Genomic DNA, 21,022 nt, shown 5'->3' on the forward strand with positions numbered 1-21,022 from the left:
TGCGGCCCAACCGCAACACCCTTGTTGCGCGAGGACGTCAGCGCTTTCCGCGCACCATCTCCACGCCCAGGTCCTGGATCTTCTTGCGCAGGGTGTTGCGGTTCAGGCCGAGGATCTCCGCCGCCCGGACCTGGTTGCCGCGCGTGGCCGCCAGGGTCAGCTGGATCAGCGGACGCTCGACGTCCTCCAGCACCCGATCGTACAGGCCCGGCGCCGGCACGCCGTCGGGCTGGTCGGCGAAGTGGCTGGCCAGGTGGCGCTCGACCAGCTGGGACAGGGTCATCGGCCCCGCCTCCCCGGCGATCGGCGTATGGTCCTGCAGTTCGCGATCGATGATCCGGGCGGTGATCAGCTCCTCGGCGTAGAGGGCGCAGACCCGGCGGATCAGGTTCTCCAGCTCGCGGACATTGCCCGGCCAGTCATGGGTTTTCATCCGATCGAGGGCCGACTGGTCGATGGTCTTGGCCGGCAACCCCTCGCGGGCGGCGCGCAGCAGAAAGGAGCGGGCCAGGTCGGGGATGTCCTCGACGCGGTCGCGCAGCGGCGGCAGGCGCACCGGCGCGACGTTCAGCCGGAAGAACAGGTCCTCGCGGAACAGGCCTTGCTGGATGAGCGCGCGCAGGTCGCGGTTGGTGGCGGCGATGATCCGGACGCTGGGCGGCCGTCCGGTCTTGGGGTTGAGCGCCGGCTCGGCCCCGTCGATCACCCGCAGCAGCCGGCTCTGGGCGTCCAGCGGCATGTCGCCGATCTCGTCCAGGAACAGGGTGCCGCCGTCGGCCTCGACCAGCTTGCCCAGGTCCCCTTCACCGCGGCCGAACAGCTCGGTCTCGACCCGCTCGCGCGGCACCGCCGCCAGGTTGATGACCACGAACTTGCCGTCGCGACGACGTCCCAGGTCGTGCAGGGCCCGAGCGACCAACTCCTTGCCGGCGCCGCTCTCGCCCAGGATCAGCACGGTCAGATCGGCGCCGACCAGCCGGGCGACGGTGCGGTAGACCTCCTGCATCGCCGCCGAACGGCCGATCAGCGGCAGCCGCTCGTCCTTCATGGCCCGCGCCTGGGCCTTGGAAGCCTCGGCGTCGGCCGGCCGCGACAGGGCCCGGCGGGCCGCCGCGGTGACGTCGTCCAGGTCGAAGGGCTTGGAGACGTACTCGAACGCCCCGGCGTCGGCGGCGTTGACCGCGGTCAGCAGGGTGTTCTGGGCGCTCATGACGATGATCGGCAGCCGGGGCCGATCCTTGCGGATGCGCGGCAGGACGTTGAACACGTTCTCGTCGGGCATGACCACGTCGGTCAGGACCAGGTCGCCCTCGCCGTCCTGGACCCATTTGAGCAGGGTCGAGGCGTTGCCGGTGGCGCGGACCTGGTAGCCCAGCCTCGTGAACGCCTGGCTGAGGACCAATCGGATCGAGCTGTCGTCGTCGGCGATCAGGATCTTCTTGGACGCGTTGGCGGCGTTCATGCAGGGCTCTCTCAGCTGGCGACGGGAAGCAGGACCCGGAAGACCGTCCGGCCGGGCTCGGACTCGAAATCGATCAGGCCGCCGTGACCGGCGACCAGCTTGGCGCAGAGGGCCAGGCCCAGGCCCGCGCCGTTGGCCTTGGACGTGACGAAGGGCTGGAACAGATGGTCGCGCATGACCGTCGGCACGCCGGGGCCGTTGTCCTGGATCTTCACCTCCAGCGGCGCGCCCTGCTGGACCTGGCCGTCGCCGCCGCGCACCCGCACGCCGGGCCGCCAGGCGGTGGAGATGGTGATCTCGCCCCGGCCGTCGCCGCGCCCATGGGCGGCCTCGGCGGCGTTCTTGACCAGGTTCAGGAAGATCTGGATCAGCTGGTCCTCGTCGCCCCAGGTCGGCGGCAGCGAGGGATCGTAGCGCTCCCGCAGCTCCAGACCGTCGGCGACGCCGTTGGCGACCAGGGCCCGGACGCGGTCCAGCACGCGGTGGATGTTGACCGCCTCACGCTCGGGCGGCGCGTCGTCGCTGAAGGCCTCCATGCGGTCGACCAGGCGACGGATGCGCTCGGTCTCGTCGACGATCAGCTGGGCCAGCGGCTGGTCCTCGGCCGCCGCGCCGGTCTTCAGCAACTGGGCGGCGCCGCGAATGCCGGCCAGCGGGTTCTTGATCTCATGGGCCAGCATGCGACCCAGGCCGACAACCGAGCGCAGCCCGGCCGGATCGGTCCCGCGCTCGGCGCCGAGGCCGCCGCCGCGCAGATGCAGGGTCAGCAGGACCGCCTCGTCGCCCAGCGGCGTCGCCGCGCAGTCCGCCTCGAAGGTCGGATGGCCGAACAGGGCGATCTCCACCGCGTGCTCGCGGACGCGGACACCCTCCTCCAGCGCGCGACTGATCAGGGCCAGCAGCGGCGAGCCGGGCGGCAGCGCGCCCTGGACCCGCCCGCGGGCGAGCAGCCCCAGCCCCTGACCGAACAACGCCTCCGCCGCCTCGTTGGCCGCGGCCAGAGCGCCGTCCCCCGCGATCAGCAGGGCCGGCTCCGGGCTGGCGTCGAAAGCCAGCGCCTTCAGGTCCGGGGCGGCGGCCGAGGCGCCGAGGGGAAAGGAGCGCCCGGTCACGCCGCCAGCCTTCCCGGAGACGGCGCCCAGAGCGCTGCCAGGGCGGCCTCGACCTCGGCCGGGTCGTCCAGGCTGCAGAGCCGGGCGCGGGCCTCGCGGCGCGCCTGGGCGTCGACCGGCTGCGGCGCGGCTTCGATGTAGGCGGCCAGATGCTTGCGGAACATGCGAAGGCCCAGCCTGGGCCCGTAGAAGGCGATGCTGTCGCGGAAGTGGCCGACGGCGATCGCCAGCCGTTCGGCCAGGTCGGGTTCGCCGTCGGTCCGGCCGTCCAGCTCAGCCTCGATGGCCCGGGCGATCCAGGGCTTGCCGACCACGCCGCGACCGACCATGACCCCGTCGGCGCCCGACTGGCGCAGGGCCTCGGCGGCTGTCGCGCCGTCGACGATGTCGCCGTTGACGATCACCGGGACCGACACCGCCTCCTTGACCGCCCGTACGGCGCTCCAGTCGGCGGCGCCCTTGTAGAACTGGCAGCGGGTGCGGCCGTGCACCGTCACGGCCCGGGCGCCGACCGCCTCGGCGCGGCAGGCGAACTCCGGCGCGTTGCGGGTCCGGTCGTCCCAGCCCAGGCGCATCTTGACGGTGACGGGGATGTCGACCGCCTCGACCGCGGCGGCGACCAGGCTCTCGGCCAGGTCCAGGTCGCGCATCAGGGCCGAGCCGGACTGGACGCCGGTCACCTCGCGCGCGGGGCAACCGAAGTTGAGGTCGACGATGTGCGCCCCGGCCTGAGCGGCCAGCCGCGCGCCCTCGGCGATCCATTGCGGATCGCGGCCGACCAGCTGGACGACCATCAGCGGCAGGCCCTCGCCCACCGCGGCGCGGCGGACCACGTCGGGGCGCCCCTTGGCGAACTCGGCGCAGGCGACCATCTCGGTCGCCGCATAGGCCGCGCCCAGCCGCGAGGCGGCCGTCCGGAACGGCAGATCGGAAATGCCGGTCATCGGCGCGATCCACACGCGCCCCGGAACCTCGACCTCGCCGACCTGAAGCTTGCTGCTCATTTCGTAGTCACCTTCATCGCCGTCTTTTTAGGCAGGATTGTGCGGCGCCGTAAAGGTTGGAGATGGACGCGGCGCGCCCTAAACAGCCGGCATGAGCTTTTCGGTCGTCATCGTCGCCGCCGGCGGGGGAACCCGCGCCGGCCAGGGCTTGGCCAAGCAGTGGCGGCCGTTGCTGGGCCGCCCTGTCCTCCGCTGGTCCGTCGAGGCCCTGCTCGGCGCCGGCGCGCGCCAGGTGGTCGTGGTCGTGGCGGCGGACGGCGCCGCTCTCGCCGCCGAGGCCCTGGCCGGCCTCAAGGGCTGGACCACGGCGCACGGCGGGGCCACCCGCGCGGAGTCGGTCCAGGCCGGCCTGCGCGCCGTCGACGGCCCGGCCGACGAGCCGGTGCTGGTCCATGACGCGGCGCGCCCCTTCGTCTCCGCCGACCATGTCCAGACGCTGCTGGCGGCGCTGGAGACCGCCGACGGCGCCCTGCCCGCCCTGCCGGTCGCCGACACCCTGAAGCGGAAGGTCGGCGACGCCGTGACCACGACCGCCCGCGAAGGCCTGTGGCGCGCCCAGACGCCCCAGGCCTTCCGCCGCGACCGGCTGCTGGCGGCCTACGCCGCCTGGACCGGCGGCGAGCCCACCGACGACGCCCAGGTGGTCGAGGCCGACGGCGGCCACATCGCCCTGACGGCGGGCGATCCCCTGCTGATGAAACTGACCTATCCTGAGGACTTCGACATGGCTGAGCGCCTGGCGGGCGCCGCCCGCGTGATCCGGACCGGCCAGGGCTTCGACGCCCATCGCTGGGGCCCCGGCGAAGCCGTCTGGCTGTGCGGCGTGCAGATCGCGCATGACCAGACCTTGATCGGCCACAGCGACGCCGACGCCGGCCTGCACGCCCTGACTGACGCCATCCTGGGCGCCATCGGCGAAGGCGACATCGGCGACCACTTCCCCCCAACCGACCCGAAGTGGAAGGGCGCGGCCAGCGACCTGTTCCTGGAACACGCCGCCGGGCTGGTGACGGCGAAGGGCGGCCGGATTCTCAATGTCGACGTGACGCTCATCTGCGAGCGGCCGAAGATCAAACCGCACCGCCAGGCGATGCGCGAGCGGCTGGCGGCGATCCTGGGCCTGCCGCTGGACCGGGTGTCGGTGAAAGCGACCACCACCGAGGGCATGGGCTTCACCGGCCGCGGCGAAGGCCTGGCCGCCCAGGCCCTGGCTACGGTCGAGACGCCGGCCTAGCCGCCGCCTTTCGGTCCGCTTCCTGGGCCGAGGCACGCGCAAGCGCTTCGATTTCCTTATCTTTCGCCACCCGCAACTCGTCGCAGATCGCGCCGCGCACGTCGCAGAGCACATGGACCTCCACGACCAGGGCGCGCTTCAGCTTTACCATGCGCAGCTTGACCAACGCTGGGTAGGCCGGGTGGCTTTCCGGCGCGAACTGCCAGATCGTCGAGGCGGATTCGTCGGAATAGGTCGCCCATCCCCGCAGCTCGCCACGTTTGACGCCGGGCTTGGCGCGGACCGCAGCCAGGGCCGACGCGACATCCGAATACTCAAGTTCCGTTGGCGGGACTTCAAGCAGGTCCGGATGCGGCGGCGGCGGCGACAGCATCTGCTGGCCGTCGCCGGCCCAGGCGGAAGCAGCGCTCGCCAGTAGGACGGCGAGGGAAAGGCCCGTGACGACGCGCAGGTTCATTCCGCCTCCCAGCGCTCCTTCAGCCGGCCGTACAGAGCGCCGACCAGGTTGATGTAGTCGTCCGTCCAGGGCCGCGCCCCACCGGAGTCCGCCAGGGTCCAGCGATCGTCCGCCTCGTAGGCCGCCAGGGCCGCCGGGGAGCGGGCCACGATCAGCACGTCCTCTCCGGATTCCCAGTAGTTCGGCGAGTTGGCGGCGCGCTGGTGACGCTGCAGCAGGGCGTAGCCGCCGGCGGCCCTGGCCACGGCCATGGCCGGCGTGCGCAGCTCCAGATGCCGGTTCGACAGGTGCATGATCAGCACGCCGTCCGGCTTCAGCTTGGACAGGTACTCGCGCACCGCCTCGACCGTCATCAGGTGGCCCGGGATGGCGTCGGACGAGAACGCGTCCAGCAGCAGGACGTCGAAGGTCCCGGCCGGCTGCCTGTCGAGCGTCAGCCGGGCGTCGCCCAGGACGAAGTCGACCCGCCCCCGGGCGCATTGGGTCGTGTAGGTGAAGTCGCCGGACTCATGGGCGATGCGGACCACCAGCGGATCGATCTCGAAGAAGGTCAGATGGTCGCCGGCGCGGTTGTAGGCCGCGACCGAGCCGGTTCCGAGGCCGACGGCCCCGACCCGCAGCGCCGGCTTCATGGCGGCCTCGGTCTCGAAGACCTGGCCGATCGGCGTCTCCGGCGCGTAGTAGACCAGCGGCCGGCAGCGGTACTGGGGCGCCTTGGCCTGGGCGCCGTGCAAAGTGGTGCCGTGCGCCAGCAGCCGCACCTCCCCGTCGAGGCGCGGCTCATAGGCCCGGGTCTGGCGCAGGACGCCGAAGAAACTGCGCTCGGTGCTGATCACCTCGGCCCGATCGCCCAGGATGTGCGCGCTGACGGCCAGGAGCCCCAGCAGCAAGGTGAAGACCAGGCCGCGCCCACGCAGAAGAAAGGCCGAGACCAGGGTCGCGGCCAGCAGCGCCTTGAGCGTGGTCATGGCGTCGAAGGTCATGATGTCCTCGAGCCGCCCGGTCAGCAGGATCACCGCCACGGCCGCGACCGCGCCGGTGGCCAGCACGCCGACTTCCCAGATCGAGAGCTTTCCGCGACCCCAGGGGCGGGCCAGCCCGACCAGCACCAGCGCCAGCGGGTACTCGAGCACCCAGTCGAACATCTGCGGCGCCAGGAAGGCGTTGAAGGCCCCGCCGACCACGCCCCCGACCGACAGGCAGAGATAGAACTCGGTGAGATGCGACGGATCCGGGCGGCGGGCGACCAGGGCCTGATGGCAGACCAGGGCGCTGAGGAAGAAGGCGGCGAGATTGACCAGCAGCACCAGCGGGATCTCGTTGCCCTGCAGCGGCGCCAGGAAGATGCAGGCCGGCAGCGCCGCCGCCTGAAGCAGCAGGGCCACATGGGGCGAGACCAGGGGCCGGGTCTGGAAGGCGATGATGAAGGTCAGCAGATAAAGGGCCAGCGGCGCGACCCAAAGGAACGGCGCCGAGGCGACGTCGGTGGCCAGGTGGGTGGTCACGCCGAGCATCAGGCTCGACGGCAGCGCCGCCAGGGCGATCCAGGTCAGCCGGTCACGCCACCGCGGCGCGGGCGTCGGCTCGGCCGGCGCGGAGATATCGGCGACGCCGGCCGTCGCGGCGCTGCGCCAGACGAGCACGGCCAGCGACGCCAGGATCAGCACGAAGGCCAGGTAGCCGCCGCTCCAGCTCCAGCGCTGCGCCTGGAGCGTCATCAGCGGCTCCATCAGCACCGGATAGGCCAGCAGGGCCAGCAGGCTGCCGAGGTTGCTGGCGGCGTAGAGGGCGTAGGGCTCGCCTCCGGCCTGCCCGCGCGTGCGGGCGTACCAGGCCTGGACCAGCGGAGCGGTGGCCGACAGGATCGCGAACGGCAGACCGATCGACAGGGCCAGCACCCCGAGCAGCCAGAGGTTCGGCGTGGTCGAGGAGGGGTCGCCCAGCAGGCCGGAGACGCGCAGCGGCAGGGTCAGGCCGGCGAGGGCCAGCGCCACGATATGGACGATGATCTGCCGCCGCACCGTCGGCAGCTTCTGCAGGACGTGCGCATAGCCGTAACCGACCAACAGCGCCGCCTGGAAGAAGGCCATGCTGGTGTTCCAGACCGCCGGCGAGCCGCCGAGCATCGGCAGCACCAGCTTGGCCACCATCGGCTGGACCATGAACACCAGCGCCGCGCTGGTGAAGACCGCGACGACGAACAACGGCGGCGTGCGGGCGGCCGGAGCGGACGGGACGGCGGCCGGATCGGCGGTCGTTTCGGTCATGGCGGCTCGAATCGGCTTGAAAGTCGGTCGGCGGCGATGTTGGGGTCATTCCTCGTCAGAACGCCAGCGTCCGGAGAACAGCGTCATGTTTCCCCTCGAGATCGAGACCCAGGCCAGGCTGCTGATCGACGAGGTCCGCGAGCGGCATCTGCGCCTGGTCACGGCCGAGAGCTGCACCGGCGGACTGGTGGCGGCGGCGATCTGCGCCATCCCCGGCGCCTCGGACGTCTTCGAGCGCGGCTTCGTGACCTACACCAACCGGGCCAAGGAGGAGATGCTGGGCGTGCCGGGCGACCTGATCGCCGACTTCGGCGCGGTGTCCGAGCCGGTGGCCCGGATGATGGCCGAAGGCGCCCTGAACAACTCCCGCGCCCACATCGCCGTGGCCATCACCGGCGTGGCCGGCCCCGGCGGCGGTTCGCCGATGAAGCCGGTCGGCACGGTGCATCTGGCGACGGCGCGCAGCACCGGCGGCATCCGCCATGTCCACGAGGTCTTCGACGGCCCCGAACGCCAGGACATCCAGCTGGCCGCCGTCGCCGTGGCGCTGCAGATGCTGCGGGACGCGATCTAGACCGCCCCGTACAGCGTCCTCGCCCGGTCGTCGAAGCAGCGGATCAGCTTGTCGACGGCGTGGTTGAAGTTGGCGTTGAGCAGGCGGTCGAGGAAGCCGACCTTGAACTCGAAGTCGATCTCGAACTCGACGCAGCAGCCCTGCTCGTGCGGCAGGAAACGCCAGCGGTTCTGCAGCCGGCGGAACGGACCGCTGATCAGGGAGACGTCGATGGTCCGCGCGGCGGCGTCGCGGCGCACGCGGGTCGAGAACCGCTCGCGCAGGAACGAGAAGCCGACCGCCGCCTCGGCGTCGACGCTGGTCACGCCGCCGCCTTCGTCCTGGGCGTTCCAGGTGCGCAGGGCCGTGATCCAGGGCACGAACTGCGGATAGCGGTCGACGTCGCCGACCAGCTCGAACAGCTGATCAGGCGTGTAGGGCAGGATGCGGGTCAGTCGGTGTCTCAATACGCCCCCAAAATCCGCTCATCCCGGCGGAGGCCGGGACCCAGATCTCCCAGGTCAGATGCTGATTGGACTCGCGCTGAGTTCATAGTGCCCACATCGGCGCCGCCCGCTGGGTCCCGGCCTTGGCCGGGATGAGCGGGCGACGGGGCTATGCCGCCGCTTCCTTGGCCTCGCGGGCGGCCTTCAGGCGGGCGAAGTCCTCGCCGGCATGGTGCGAGGAGCGGGTCAGCGGGCTGGCGGAGACCATCAGGAAGCCCTTGGCCCGGGCGATCTGCTCGTAGGCCTGGAACTCCTCCGGCGTCACGAACCGGTCGACCGGCGCGTGCTTCCGGGTCGGCTGCAGGTACTGGCCGATGGTGATGAAGTCGACGCCGGCGGACCGCATGTCGTCCATCACCTGCATGACCTCTTCCTTGGTCTCGCCCAGGCCGACCATCAGGCCGGACTTGGTGAACCGGCGCGGGTCGCGCTCCTTCACCTTGTCCAGCAGGCGCAGCGAGTTGTAGTAGCGCGCGCCCGGCCGGATGCCCAGGTAGAGCCGCGGGACGGTCTCGAGGTTGTGGTTGAAGACGTCCGGCGCGGAGTCGATGACCACCTCGGCGGCCCCGTCCTTGCGCAGGAAGTCGGGCGTCAGGATCTCGATGGTGGTCTGGGGCGCGGCCTCCCGGATGGCGTAGACCACCTCGGCGAAGTGGCGGGCGCCGCCGTCGAACAGGTCGTCCCGGTCGACCGAGGTGATGACGACGTGCTTGAGGCCCATCTTGGCGACGGCCTCGGCGACGCGGCGCGGCTCGTCGGGGTCGAGCTGGTTCGGCTTGCCGGTGGCGACATTGCAGAACGAGCAGGCCCGAGTGCAGATCTCGCCCATGATCATCATGGTCGCGTGCTTCTGGGTCCAGCACTCGCCGATGTTCGGGCAGGCCGCCTCCTCGCAGACGGTGACCAGCTTGTGCGAGCGCACGATCTCGCGCGTCTCGTTGTAACCGTTCGAGCCCGGAGCCCGCACGCGCAGCCATTCGGGCTTGCGCAGCAGCGGGGTGTCGGGACGGTTCTGCTTCTCGGGGTGGCGCGGGCGCGCCTTGAGGGTGTCGATGACCACGGCCATGGCCCCTAAATCGGCCTTCTGACGCTCAGGATCAAGCGGCGTCCTCTTGCGGCGCACACAAACCGTGGGAAGACTGGCCCCGATGCGTCTCGGACTCGCTCTCGCCGGCCTGCTGATCGTCCTGACCGGCTGCGGCGGGGCGGACCAGCGCGCGCCGTTCGCCGACAGCCGGATCCCGCCGTCGCTGGCGCCGCGGTTCTGGGCGCCGGAAGGCTGGGGCTGGGGCCTGATCGGGGTCGGCGACGCCCCGCCGCAGCGTTACGGCGTGGCGGCTCCCTCGACCGCGCCGCGGGGGGCCCTGCTTATCCTGACCGACGACGGCGAGCTGGCGGAAGCCTGGTTCGAGACGGTCCGCGACTTCAATGCCGCCGGCTACACGGTCTGGGTGCTGGAACGCGCCGGCCAGGGCGGCTCCGCGCGCTACGCCTCCCCTCGCGACCTGATCCATGTCCCGAACTTCGAGGGCGACGTCGCGGCGACGAAGGCGCTGGCGCGCAACATCGTCGAGAGCGACCGCGGCCTCCCCCTGACCATCATCGGACAGGGCGTCGGCGGCCTGGTGGCGTTGTCGGCCGTCGATGGCGGGGCCCCCGCCGCCGCGCTCGTGCTCTCGAGTCCGCGGCTGGCCCCGTCGGGCGGAAAGAACAAGCCCATGCCGGCCTGGCTGCTGCAAGTCGGCCTGGGCCGCTTCCCCGAAGGGGTCGGCCAGGGCTGGAAGCGCGACGGCGCGGACGCCTTCAAGACCGGGCGCACCCAGGATCGGCGGCGCGGCGGCGTGCAGATGGCCTGGCAAACGGCCAATCCCGACCTGCGGATGGGCGGGCGCAGCCTGGGCTGGACCTCGGCCTTCGAGGCCGAATCGAAGGCTGCCTTGGGACGGGCGAAGGATATCCGGCTCCCCACCCATCTCCTCGCGACCCGGGCGAGACCCGAGGGCGCACTGGCCTACAGGGCCTGCGGGACGATGCCCCGATGCACCGCCACGGGAATCGAGCCTCCGCCCGGCCGCCCGGCCGCCGCCCCCGGCGCCAGCTGGTTCCTGGGCGTCGACGCGGTTCGCCTATGGTGGCTGGATCAGGTCCTGTGCTTCGCCCCGCAGCGATCGTCGGCGCCCGAAATGCCGAACCGCCGCAACTGCCCCATGGACGGGGTGAGCCCTGCCCTCTCCGGTCACCGTTTGTGACAAATCTTTTCAAGCGTGATCCGGCCCGATAAGGTCGGGCCCCAACGATACTGGTGGGAAACATTCGGGGAGTTTCACCCACATGCCGCGTGCTTTTGACGCGCGGGCCGGCGAGCGGTCGCTGTTCGACGCTCTGCTCGACGCCCGAGATCGGTACGGCGCCAAGAAGCCGATCCTGGAAGATCAGGAACGCAATCCGCTCACCTACACCGACGTGGTCCGCGCCAGCTTCGCGCTGGGCCGCAAGATCGCCGGATTCACCGCCAAGGGCGAGCATGTCGGCGTGCTGCTGCCGTCCAGCGCCGGGGTTGTGGTCACCTTCTTCGGCCTGCATGCCTTCGGCCGGATCCCGACGATGCTCAACTTCACCGCCGGCCTGCGCAACCTGCGCGCCGCCGTGAAGCTGGGCCGGGTGCAGACCGTGCTGACCGCCCACCGCTTCATCGAGCAGGGCAAGCTGCACGACGTCATCGACGCGCTCGAGGAGACCGGCGCCAAGGTCGTGTACCTGGAGGACGTCCGCAAGACGATCGGCCTGCCAGACAAGCTCTACGCCGCCACCGCCGGGGCCTTCCCGCGCAAGTTCCGCGCGGCGTTGTCGCCGGACGCGCCGGGCGTGATCCTGTTCACCTCCGGCAGCTTCGGCGCGCCCCGCGGCGTGGTGCTGAGCCACAAGAACCTGGTCAGCAACGTCCGCCAGATCGAGGCGCATATCGACCTCGATCCCAACTGGGTGATGTTCAACCCGCTGCCGACCTTCCACTGCTTCGGCCTCACCGGCGGCGTCCTGCTGCCGCTGCTGACCGGGATGAAGGCGTTCGAATACCCCTCGCCGCTGCACACCAAACAGATCCCGCCGCTGATCAAGGAGAGCGGCGCCTCGATCCTGCTGGCGACCGACACCTTCGTGAACCAGTACGCCCGGGCCGCCGAGACCGACGAGCTGTCGGGCCTGCAGTTCGTGGTCTGCGGCGCCGAGAAGGTCCGCGAGGAGACCCACAAGCTGGTCCACGAGCGGTTCGGCGGCGTGCCCCTGCTGGAAGGCTACGGCGCCACCGAGGCCTCCCCCGTGGTGGCCGTGAACAAGCCGACCGACAACCGCCACGGCACCGTCGGCGGGCTGCTGCCGGGCATGACCGCGCGGCTGGACGTGGTCGACGGCATCAACGACGGCGGCCGGCTGTTCCTGCAGGGGCCGAACATCATGTCCGGCTATCTGCGCGAGGACGGCGGCATCGACCCGCCCGAAGGCGGCTGGCACGACACCGGCGACGTGGTCACGGTTGATGCCGAACATGGCGACTGGATCACCATCAAGGGCCGGGTGAAGCGGTTCGCCAAGATCGGCGGCGAGATGGTCTCCCTGACCGCCGCCGAGGACCTGGCCGTCTCGGTCTGGCCGGACAGCCGCCACGCGGTGGTGGCCATGCCCGACAAGAAGAAGGGCGAGCGGCTGGTGCTGTTCACCGACCGGGCCGACGCCGACGTCGGGCCGTTGGTCGCCCACGCCCAGAGCATCGGCGCGCCCGAGCTGGCCGTCCCCCGGCGGATCGTCAAGATCACCGAGGTTCCCGTGCTCGGCACCGGCAAGACCGACTATGTCGCCATCCAGCGCCTGGCCGAGACCGAGGCCCAGGCCGCCTGATCACGAGCACGCGGAGCGAGAATCGCGTTCCATTTCCCCTCGGACCCGTTCGACTGCCCGGATCGCCCGGCCGGAACGGGTCCAGGGGAGGTTTGGAATGAGCAATCTCAACGCCTGGACGCCGCGCGTCCTCAGCATCCTGCGCGTGCTCGTCGCGCTGAGCTTCATGTCGCACGGGCTGATGAAGCTCTGGGGGATTCCGGCCCCGCAGCCCGGCGTCCCCGATCCGCTGCCCTTCATCCTGACCATCGCGGCTTGGCTCGAAGTGGTTGGCGGCGCCCTGCTGGTCCTGGGCCTCTTCACCCGCCCGGTGGCTTTCATTCTGTGCGGCCAGATGGCCTGGGCCTTCCTGCTGGCTCACGCCAAGTCGGCCGGGACGATCGTGCCGGCCCTGAACCAAGGCGAAGCCGCCTATCTGTTCTGCTTCATCTTTCTGTACTTCGTCTTCGCCGGCGGCGGCGAATGGAGCCTCGACCGCATCGTGCGGAAGAAGGACTGACGCCGAGGCCAGCGGCGCCGGGCGCGCGGCGGCTTAACGCCGCGCCTCGGTCGCCATCTTGATCGCCAGCCCGCCGAGGACCGTGGCCATCAGCCAGCGCTGGACGACCACGAAGGCCGGCCGTCCGGCCAGGAAGCCGGCGATGGTCCCGGCGGCCAGGGCGATCGAGGCGTTGACGCTGAGGCTGATGACGATCTGGCTTCCGCCCAGGATCAGGGACTGGCTCAGCACGTCGCCGCGCGCCGGATCGATGAACTGCGGCAGCAGCGACAGGTAGAGCATCGCCGCCTTGGGGTTCAGCAGGTTGGTCAGGAAGCCCATGGCCACCAGCTTGGTCGGGCTGTCCCTGGGCAGGTCGCGGACCTGGAACGGCCCGGCGCCGCCCGGCCTGATCGCCTGCCAGGCCAGCCAGAGCAGGTAGATCGCCCCGCCGAAGCGCAGGACGTCATAGGCCAGCGGCGCGGCCATCAGCAGGGCGGTGATGCCCAGGGCGGCGCTGACCAGATAGACGACGAAGCCGGCCGCCACCCCGATCAGCGACACCAGCGCCGCCGCCCTGCCCTGGCTGATCGATCGCCCGATCAGGTAGAGCATGTTCGGCCCCGGGGTCAGGGCCATGGCCAGACAGACCAGGGCGAAGGCGATCAGGGTCTTGGCTTCGGGCACGCGGACTCGGCTTCAGGCTGGAAGGCCGGACGCGGCGCGCCCGGCCGCATTCAAGTCGGTATCAGAGGTGCAGGACCCGGCCGTAGGCGTCCAGCGAGGCCTCGTGCATCGCCTCCGACATGGTCGGGTGCGGATAGACGATGCCCTGCATGTCCTCCTCGGTGGCCTCCAGGGTGATGGCGGTGACGAAGCCCTGGATCATCTCCGTGACCTCGGCGCCGATCATGTGGGCCCCGATCAGGGCCCCGGTCTTGGCGTCGAAGATGGTCTTCACGAAGCCCTCGATCTCGCCGGCGGCCACCGCCTTGCCGTTCACGCGGAACGGGAAGCGGCCGACCTTGACCTCGCGCCCCTCGGCCTTGGCGGCCTGTTCGGTGACGCCGACCGAAGCAACCTGCGGCTGGGTGTAGGTGCAGCCGGCGATCGGAGAATGGACGTTGGGGGTCTTGAAGGCGGCGATGTGTTCGGCCGCGTGGATGCCCTCGTGGCTGGCCTTGTGGGCGAGCCAGGGCGCGCCGGCGCAGTCGCCGATGGCGTAGAGGCCCTTCACATTGGTCTGGCAGTGGCCGTCGGTCTTCACATGGCCGCGGTCCAGGACCACGCCCAGGGCCTCCAGGCCGACGCCGTCGGTGTTGGCGGTGATGCCGACGGCCGAGATGCAGACCTCGGCCTCCAGCGTCTCCGCCTTGCCGCCGACCTCGATCGCCGCCGACACGCCCTTGGCGGTCTTGGAGACCTTGGTCACCTTGGCGCCGACGCGGAACTTGATCCCGCGCTTCTCGAAGGCCTTCTGGGCGGCCTTGGAGACCTCCTCGTCCTCGACCGGCATGATCCGATCGACGGCCTCGATCACGGTCACCTCCGCGCCCAGGGCGCGGTAGAAGCTGGCGAACTCCAGGCCGATGGCGCCCGACCCGATCACCACGAACGACTTCGGCAGGCGCTTGGGCGCCAGAGCCTCGCGATAGGCCCAGATCTTGTCGCCATCCGCCTCGAGGCCGATCTGCGGCAGAGCCCGCGCGCGGGCGCCGACGGCCAGGATGACGCCCTTGGACGCCTGCACGACGCGCTCGCCGCCGGCCTTCAGCTTGACCTTCACGGACGGCGCGGCCGCGCCCTTCGCAAGCACGGCGTCGCCTTCGATCACCTCGATCTTGTGCTTCTTCATCAGGAAGGTGACGCCCTTGTTCATCGTCGACGCCACCCCGCGCGAGCGCTGGATGATGGCGTCGAAGTCGAACGCGGCGCCGCTGGCGGACAGGCCGTATTCCTTCAGGTGCGACAGGCTCTCGAACTTCTCGCCGCTCTTCAACAGCGCCTTGGTCGGGATGCAGCCCCAGTTCAGGCAGATGCCGCCCAGGGCCTCGCGCTCGACGATGGCGGTCTTCAGGCCCAGCTGGCTGGCGCGGATCGCGGCCACGTAGCCGCCGGGGCCGGAACCGATGACGATGACGTCGAAGTCGCTCAACTCAGATCTCCCATTGTCTGGGGTAGAAACAGGCGGGCGGGCCCAGGGTCCGCCCCGTAGTTCGGAAGGTCGGCCGTCAGACGATCATCGTCAGAGGATCTTCCAGCAGTGGTTTGAAAGCCTGCAGGAATTTGGCCCCCGTTGCGCCGTCGACCACACGGTGGTCGCAGGTCAGGGTGACGGTCATCACCGTGGCGACGGTCAGCTCGCCGTTCCGGACCACCGGGCGCTGCTCGCCGGCGCCGACGCTCATGATGCAGCCCTGCGGCTCGTTGATGATCGACGAGAACGACTTGATGCCGAACATGCCCAGGTTGCTGACCGAGAAGGTGCCGCCCTGGAACTCCTCGGGCTTCAGCTTCTTGGTGCGGGCGCGTTCGGCCAGGTCCTTGGCCTCGACGGCGATCTGGGCCAGGCCCTTGGTCTCGGCGGCGCGGATGATCGGGGTGATCAGGCCGCCGTCGATGGCCACCGCCATGGCGATGTCGGCGTGGTGGTGCAGGGCCAGGCCTTCCGGCGAGTAGCTGGCGTTGGCTTCCGGCACGCGCTTGAGGGCGACGGCGGCGGCCTTCATGACCATGTCGTTCACCGACACCTTCACGCCCTGCTTCTCCAGCATGGCGTTGATCTTGGCGCGGGCGGCGAGCAGGGCGTCGATCTCGATGTCGATGGTCAGCGGGAAGTGCGGCACGTCGCGCGCGCTTTCCGTCATCCGGCGCGCGATGGTCTTGCGCATGCCGTCCAGCGGGATCAGGTCGTAGCTGCCGGGCGCGATGCCCATCTGCTCGAGCGTCTTGTGCTCGCGCTGGGCCGGAGCGGCGGCGGCGGACGTCGCGCCGGGCTGGGCCGACGGGGTTGCCGCCGGAGCCTTGCCCCGCGCCGCTTCGACGTCAGCCTTCACCACCCGGCCGTGCGGGCCGGTGCCGGCGATGGTCTTCAGGTCCAGGCCGGCGGCGGCGGCCAGGCGGCGGGCCAGCGGCGAGGCGAACACGCGCTCGCCGTCGACCTTCGGGGTCGGGGCCGCAGCCGCGACAGGCGCGGGCGCAGCCGGAGCGGCCGCGGGAGCCGGCGCTTCAGCGGCCTTAGGGGCCTCGACCTTCGGCGCTTCGGGGGCCTTGGCGGCGGGCGCAGGCGCCTCGCCCTCCCCGGCCAGGCGCGCGATCGGGGCGTTGACCTTCACGCCTTCGGCGCCGGCGTCGACCAGCAGGGCCTCGACCACGCCCTCGTCGACGGCCTCGACCTCCATGGTCGCCTTGTCGGTCTCGATCTCGGCGATCACGTCGCCGGCCTTGACCTCGTCGCCGGGCTTCACGTGCCACTTGGCCAGGGTCCCCTCCTCCATGGTCGGAGACAGGGCGGGCATCAGGATTTCGATGGACATCAGGCTTCCCTGAAAAATTTAGCGAGGGAGGCCGAACGAGCCTCCGATTTGTTGTGGCGGCTCAAAGTCCGCGCTCCAGCCACCAGTTTTCCGATAGGAACTCCTCCGGCAGATCGTCCTCCGCCGCATCGAGACCGAGGGCCTCGATCTCGGCGAAGTAGCGATCCCTGAGATCGGCCGGCAGCGGCCTTCCGCTCCAGGGGTCGTGCCGGATCGCGATGAAGCTACCGCCGCCATCCAGCACGGGGATCCCGAACTGGCGGGTCTTCGGATGGTAGGTCACGGCAGTTTCGTCGTCGCGAGCCCGCTCGAAAAGCTCCGGAAACTCGGACTCGAGCGCCGACGGCGCGGACGCGGGGCCGAAATCCGTGAAGTCTTCCTTCACGTTCAGCAGCGCCACATTGTCCGCGTCGTCGGTCACCGCTAGCCCTTGTAGCTCACCGCCTTGGCGGCCTTCACGATCTTCTCGACCGAGGGCAGCGACAGGGCTTCCAGGTTGGCGGCGTACGGCAGCGGCACGTCCTCCTGGTGCACGCGCAGCGGCGGGGCGTCCAGGTAGTCGAAGGCGTGCTCGACCACGCGGGCGACGATCTCGGCGCCGACGCCCATCGGACCCCAGCCTTCCTCGCAGCTGACCAGGCGGTTGGTCTTCTTGACGCTCTCCAGGATCGTCTCGTGGTCCAGCGGACGCAGGGTGCGCAGGTCGATGACCTCCGCCTCGATGCCTTCCGCGGCCAGTTCCTCCGCCGCCTTGAGCGCCAGGCCGACCATGCGGCTGTGGGCGGTCAGGGTGACGTCCTTGCCCTCGCGGCGGACCTTGGCCTTGCCGATCGGCACGATCCAGTCGTCGACTTCCGGGATGTCGAACTCGACGCCGTACATCATCTCGTGCTCGAGGAAGACGACGGGGTTCGGGTCGCGGATCGCGGCCTTCAACAGGCCCTTGGCGTCGGCCGCGTCATAGGGAGCGACGACCTTCAGGCCCGGGATCTGGGCGTACCAGGCGCTGTAGTCCTGGCTGTGCTGGGCGCCGACGCGGGCGGCCGCGCCGTTGGGGCCGCGGAACACGATCGACGACTTGATCTGGCCGCCCGACATGTAGAGCGTCTTGGCGGCGGAGTTGATGATCTGGTCGATCGCCTGCATGGCGAAGTTCCAGGTCATGAACTCGACGATCGGCTTGAGGCCGGCCATCGCCGCGCCGACCGCCAGGCCGGCGAAGCCGTGCTCGGTGATCGGGGTGTCGATGACTCGCTTTTCCCCAAACTCCTGAAGCAGTTCGCGCGAAACCTTGTAGGCGCCCTGGTACTGGGCGACTTCCTCGCCCATCAGGAAGACATCGCCGTTGCGGCGCATCTCCTCGGCCATGGCGTCGCGCAGGGCGTCGCGGACCGTGATCTTGACCAGCTTGGCGTCGGCCGGGATCTCGGGATCGCGCAGCTCGGCCTTGGGCGCGGCGACGGGGGCCGGGGCGGCGTCGGGCGCCTTGGCCTCGACCACGACCGGCGCGGCCTGCGGGGCCGGAGTCGGAGCGGGCGCGGCGGCGTCGCCCTCGCCCAGGCGGGCGATCGGGGTGTTGACCTTCACGCCCTCGGTCCCGGCCGGAACCAGGATGGCGCTGATCTTGCCCTCGTCGACGGCCTCGACCTCCATGGTCGCCTTGTCGGTCTCGATCTCGGCGATCACGTCGCCGGCCCGGACCTCGTCGCCCTCCTTGACCAGCCACTTGGCCAGGGTGCCCTCCTCCATCGTCGGAGACAGGGCGGGCATCAGGATCTCGACGCTCACTGCGCGGCCTCCAGATAGACGTCGGTATAGAGTTCGGAGGGGTCCGGCTCGGGGCTGGTGCGGGCGAACTCGGCGGCGGCGGCGACGATGGTCTTCACCTCGGCGTCGATGGCCTTCAGTTCGTCCTCGGTGACCTTGGCCTCGGCCAGCTTCTCGCGCAGGTGCTCGATGGGGTCACGGGTCTTCTTGACCTCGTCGACCTCTTCCTTGGTCCGGTACTTGGCCGGATCGCTCATCGAGTGGCCGCGGTAGCGGTAGGTCTTCATCTCGAGGATGTAGGGGCCCTTGCCGCTGCGGGCGTGGTCGGCGGCGCGCTTGCCGGCGGCGGCGACCGCCTCGACGTCCATGCCGTCGACTTCCTCGCCCGGGATGTTGAACGAGACGCCGCGCTTGTGCAGCCGGGTCTCGGACGAGGAGCGCTCGATCGAGGTGCCCATGGCGTACTGGTTGTTCTCGATCACGTACACGACCGGCAGCGACCAGAGCTCGGCCATGTTGAAGCTCTCGTAGACCTGCCCCTGGTTGGCCGCGCCGTCGCCGAAGTAGGTGAAGCTGACCTTGCCGTTGTCGCGGTACCAGTCGGCCAGCGCCAGGCCGGTGCCCAGGCTGACCTGCGCGCCCACGATGCCGTGGCCGCCGTAGAAGCCCGCCTCGGTCGAGAACATGTGCATCGAGCCGCCCTTGCCCTTGGACGAGCCGCCGATGCGGCCGGTCAGCTCGGCCATGACCTCGTTGGGGTCCATGCCGGCGGCCAGCATATGGCCGTGGTCGCGGTAGCCGGTGATGATCTGGTCGCCCTTTTCGGCGATCGACTGCATGCCGACCGCGACGGCTTCCTGGCCGATGTACAGGTGGCAGAACCCGCCGATCAGGCCCATGCCGTACAGCTGGCCGGCCCGCTCCTCGAAGCGCCGGATCAGCAGCATGTCCCGATAGTATTTAAGCAGCTGGTCCTTCGAGGATACCTGACCGCTCCCGGCGTCAGCCTTCCCCGAGGTCCCCTTGGCTTTAGGCGACCGCGCCATAAAATTCTCCCTGGGCCCTACTCAATCCTGGCCTGTTCGTTCCCCGTCCCCGCCCCGGAACGAAAAATCGAACCGGCTCAGGGCTTGGTGCGGATCACATAATCCTTCGGGTCCGCGAAGCCCAGTAGAGAACGCGCGCGTTCCTCAAGGAGGTCCGCCGACAGGCTGTTGTCGCGTAGTAGCCGCGCCCGCGCCTCCAGGTCCACCCTGCGCTTGCGAAGATCGCCCAGTTCTTCCGAACGGGCGTTCAAAATCATCTGACGCTGGGACGACAGCAGCAGCCCGCGCTCCCCGGTCAGCCCGTGGAACACGAAATAGACGATCAGCCCCAGAAGGGCGATGGTCGGAAGGATGGGCTGGACGCGCTGGAACATGCCGACTCGGTCGGGTGGAAACGCCGTCAGAATCGGCGGCCATGGTTAAGGCGGGGTTGAGGAATTCGCGCGTCGTCTACAGCCTGCTCCCGCTCAGGCTCCGTTGTTGAAAGCCCGCCGATGACCGCCGCCCGCCCCCTGATCGGAGCCCTGGCGCTCCTGGTTCTCGCCGCCCCGCTTCCGGCGACCCCGGCGCTCGCCGACACGGCGCCCTGGAGCGCGCCGGCGACGACGCAGCGGGTCGAGGAAGCCAAGGTCTTCCGCAGCGGCGACGCGGACTTGAGCGGAACCCTTTACCTGCCCAAGGGCGGCAAGGCGCTGGCGGCGGTGGTCGTGACCCACGCCGCCGGCTCACCGTCGCGGGCCTCGCCGCTCTATCGCCACCTGATCGAAATGCTGCCGGCGATGGGCATGGCGGTGTTCGTCTACGACCGCCGCGGCTCGGGCGCCTCGGGCGGCGACCTGAAGACCAGCGACTACGCCCTGCTCGCCGACGACGCCGTCGCCGCCGTACGGATGTTGAAGACCGATCCCCGCATCGATCCCGGGCGGGTCGGCGTCTGGGGCCTGAGCCAGGGCGGCTGGCTGGCGCTGCTGGCGGCCACGCGCAGTCCGGAGGTCGCCTTCGTGGTCTCGATCTCGGCGCCGGTCGTGACGCCCGACGTGCAGATGATGTTCCGCTCGGCCAACGCCTTGAAGGTCCAGGGCTATTCCCAGGTCGACATCGACCAGATGCTGGCGACCCGCAAGGCGGTGGACGACTACATGCGCGGGACGAGCGACAAGGCCGAGGCCCAGCGCCGCATCGACGCGGCCAAGGTCCAGCCCTGGTTCCCGCTGACCTACATGGGCGAGACGGTCCGCGACCGGGACGTGTCGCGCTGGCGGAAGGAGATCGAATTCGACCCGCTGCCGTCGCTCGAAACGGTCAAGGTTCCGGCCCTGGTCCTCTACGGCGCGGCCGACCCGGTCGTGCCGGTGGCGATCTCGGTCGAGCGGCTGGCGACGATCACGCCCCGGCGGCCGAACCTGAAGGTCGCCGTGATCGCCGGCGCCGACCACGGCATGCAGACCACGGTCTCGCCCAAGGACCAGATGGACCCGGCGCGCGCCGACATGGCCGCGCCCGACGCCGCCGAGTACTTCGCCGTCCTGGCCTCCTGGCTGACGGCGAAGGGCCTGGCGGCGCGCTAGCCCTTGCGCCGATCGGGTTCATCCCCAGGTTTGGCGTGATGATGATGTCCATCCGCAGCCTCCGCTCGGTCGTCTTCGAGGCCTGAGCCGTTCCTCCCGAGACGGGAGAGACGCCGGCGCGCCCGCGCCGAACGCCGA

Annotated in this window: 20 protein-coding genes; 6 read left to right on the plus strand and 14 right to left on the minus strand. The window is 70.3% G+C overall.

The window, feature by feature from the left end; all coding sequences use genetic code 11:
• Nucleotides 1-37: 37 nt before the first annotated feature.
• Genes CSW64_RS11490 through dusB form a run of 3 tightly spaced genes read right to left on the minus strand, consistent with a single transcriptional unit; the run spans nt 38 to nt 3,578 of the window.
• Nucleotides 38-1,462, minus strand: coding sequence for a sigma 54-interacting transcriptional regulator (locus CSW64_RS11490; RefSeq protein ID WP_099622238.1), 1,425 nt, complete (start codon nt 1,460-1,462; stop codon nt 38-40).
• Between the two features lie 11 nt (nt 1,463-1,473).
• Nucleotides 1,474-2,574 carry a two-component system sensor histidine kinase NtrB gene (locus CSW64_RS11495; protein ID WP_245863677.1) on the minus strand — a complete coding sequence of 367 codons (1,101 nt, stop codon included), beginning with the start codon at nt 2,572-2,574 and terminating at the stop codon, nt 1,474-1,476.
• Nucleotides 2,571-3,578 carry a tRNA dihydrouridine synthase DusB gene (gene dusB, locus CSW64_RS11500; RefSeq protein WP_099622239.1) on the minus strand — a complete coding sequence of 336 codons (1,008 nt, stop codon included), beginning with the start codon at nt 3,576-3,578 and terminating at the stop codon, nt 2,571-2,573. The genes CSW64_RS11495 and dusB overlap by 4 nt, the downstream gene beginning before the upstream one ends.
• Before the next feature lie 91 nt (nt 3,579-3,669).
• Between dusB and CSW64_RS11505 the strand changes: the two genes are divergently transcribed.
• Nucleotides 3,670-4,812: a bifunctional 2-C-methyl-D-erythritol 4-phosphate cytidylyltransferase/2-C-methyl-D-erythritol 2,4-cyclodiphosphate synthase gene (locus CSW64_RS11505; protein ID WP_099622240.1), complete on the plus strand. Its 1,143-nt coding sequence runs from the start codon at nt 3,670-3,672 to the stop codon at nt 4,810-4,812.
• Here CSW64_RS11505 and CSW64_RS11510 read toward each other — a convergent pair.
• Together CSW64_RS11510 and CSW64_RS11515 are read right to left on the minus strand one after the other, a co-directional pair.
• On the minus strand, nt 4,790-5,269 hold the full coding sequence (locus CSW64_RS11510; RefSeq protein WP_099622241.1) for a hypothetical protein: 480 nt from the start codon (nt 5,267-5,269) through the stop codon (nt 4,790-4,792). The genes CSW64_RS11505 and CSW64_RS11510 overlap by 23 nt on opposite strands.
• A complete protein-coding gene (locus CSW64_RS11515; protein ID WP_099622242.1) occupies nt 5,266-7,536 on the minus strand; it encodes a fused MFS/spermidine synthase in 2,271 nt (756 codons plus the stop codon). Before CSW64_RS11515 ends, CSW64_RS11510 begins: the two co-directional genes overlap by 4 nt.
• Nucleotides 7,537-7,621: 85 nt before the next feature.
• Between CSW64_RS11515 and CSW64_RS11520 the strand changes: the two genes are divergently transcribed.
• Nucleotides 7,622-8,110, plus strand: coding sequence for a CinA family protein (locus CSW64_RS11520; RefSeq protein ID WP_099624219.1), 489 nt, complete (start codon nt 7,622-7,624; stop codon nt 8,108-8,110).
• Here CSW64_RS11520 and CSW64_RS11525 read toward each other — a convergent pair.
• Both CSW64_RS11525 and lipA read right to left on the minus strand, forming a co-directional pair.
• Nucleotides 8,107-8,556 (minus strand): type II toxin-antitoxin system RatA family toxin, encoded by a 450-nt coding sequence (locus tag CSW64_RS11525; protein ID WP_099622243.1) that lies wholly within the window; start codon nt 8,554-8,556, stop codon nt 8,107-8,109. The genes CSW64_RS11520 and CSW64_RS11525 overlap by 4 nt on opposite strands.
• 148 nt (nt 8,557-8,704) lie before the next feature.
• A complete protein-coding gene (gene lipA, locus CSW64_RS11530) occupies nt 8,705-9,661 on the minus strand; it encodes a lipoyl synthase (protein ID WP_099622244.1) in 957 nt (318 codons plus the stop codon).
• A gap of 82 nt (nt 9,662-9,743) precedes the next feature.
• On the opposite strand from lipA, the gene CSW64_RS11535 reads away from it, so the two are divergent.
• The 3 genes from CSW64_RS11535 to CSW64_RS11545 all read left to right on the plus strand — a co-directional run bounded on the left by CSW64_RS11535 (nt 9,744) and on the right by CSW64_RS11545 (nt 12,988).
• Nucleotides 9,744-10,844, plus strand: coding sequence for an alpha/beta hydrolase (locus CSW64_RS11535; protein WP_099622245.1), 1,101 nt, complete (start codon nt 9,744-9,746; stop codon nt 10,842-10,844).
• An 82-nt stretch (nt 10,845-10,926) separates the two neighbouring features.
• On the plus strand, nt 10,927-12,489 hold the full coding sequence (locus tag CSW64_RS11540; protein WP_099622246.1) for an AMP-binding protein: 1,563 nt from the start codon (nt 10,927-10,929) through the stop codon (nt 12,487-12,489).
• Between the two features lie 97 nt (nt 12,490-12,586).
• Nucleotides 12,587-12,988: a DoxX family protein gene (locus tag CSW64_RS11545; protein WP_099622247.1), complete on the plus strand. Its 402-nt coding sequence runs from the start codon at nt 12,587-12,589 to the stop codon at nt 12,986-12,988.
• Nucleotides 12,989-13,021: 33 nt separating this feature from the next.
• Here CSW64_RS11545 and CSW64_RS11550 read toward each other — a convergent pair whose 3' ends face one another.
• From CSW64_RS11550 to CSW64_RS11580, 7 genes are all read right to left on the minus strand, one after another.
• A complete protein-coding gene (locus tag CSW64_RS11550) occupies nt 13,022-13,654 on the minus strand; it encodes a LysE family translocator (RefSeq protein ID WP_099622248.1) in 633 nt (210 codons plus the stop codon).
• A gap of 61 nt (nt 13,655-13,715) precedes the next feature.
• Nucleotides 13,716-15,122 carry a dihydrolipoyl dehydrogenase gene (gene lpdA, locus CSW64_RS11555; RefSeq protein WP_099622249.1) on the minus strand — a complete coding sequence of 469 codons (1,407 nt, stop codon included), beginning with the start codon at nt 15,120-15,122 and terminating at the stop codon, nt 13,716-13,718.
• Nucleotides 15,123-15,198: 76 nt separating this feature from the next.
• The gene (locus CSW64_RS11560) at nt 15,199-16,503 is read right to left on the minus strand and encodes a pyruvate dehydrogenase complex dihydrolipoamide acetyltransferase (RefSeq protein ID WP_099622250.1); all 1,305 of its coding nucleotides are present in this window, start codon (nt 16,501-16,503) and stop codon (nt 15,199-15,201) included.
• Nucleotides 16,504-16,564: 61 nt separating this feature from the next.
• Nucleotides 16,565-16,924 (minus strand): DUF6980 family protein, encoded by a 360-nt coding sequence (locus CSW64_RS22170; protein ID WP_216361168.1) that lies wholly within the window; start codon nt 16,922-16,924, stop codon nt 16,565-16,567.
• A 2-nt stretch (nt 16,925-16,926) separates the two neighbouring features.
• Nucleotides 16,927-18,273, minus strand: a complete 1,347-nt coding sequence (locus CSW64_RS11570; protein WP_099624221.1) for a pyruvate dehydrogenase complex E1 component subunit beta — start codon at nt 18,271-18,273, stop codon at nt 16,927-16,929.
• Between the two features lie 14 nt (nt 18,274-18,287).
• Nucleotides 18,288-19,316 (minus strand): pyruvate dehydrogenase (acetyl-transferring) E1 component subunit alpha, encoded by a 1,029-nt coding sequence (pdhA, locus tag CSW64_RS11575; RefSeq protein WP_099622251.1) that lies wholly within the window; start codon nt 19,314-19,316, stop codon nt 18,288-18,290.
• Between the two features lie 77 nt (nt 19,317-19,393).
• Nucleotides 19,394-19,690 (minus strand): FtsB family cell division protein, encoded by a 297-nt coding sequence (locus CSW64_RS11580; RefSeq protein WP_099622252.1) that lies wholly within the window; start codon nt 19,688-19,690, stop codon nt 19,394-19,396.
• Between the two features lie 120 nt (nt 19,691-19,810).
• Here CSW64_RS11580 and CSW64_RS11585 point away from each other — a divergent pair, with 120 nt between their 5' ends.
• The gene (locus CSW64_RS11585; protein WP_099622253.1) at nt 19,811-20,884 is read left to right on the plus strand and encodes an alpha/beta hydrolase family protein; all 1,074 of its coding nucleotides are present in this window, start codon (nt 19,811-19,813) and stop codon (nt 20,882-20,884) included.
• Nucleotides 20,885-21,022: the final 138 nt, after the last annotated feature.

The sequence above is a fragment of the Caulobacter mirabilis genome (assembly GCF_002749615.1).
GTDB lineage: Bacteria > Pseudomonadota > Alphaproteobacteria > Caulobacterales > Caulobacteraceae > Caulobacter > Caulobacter mirabilis.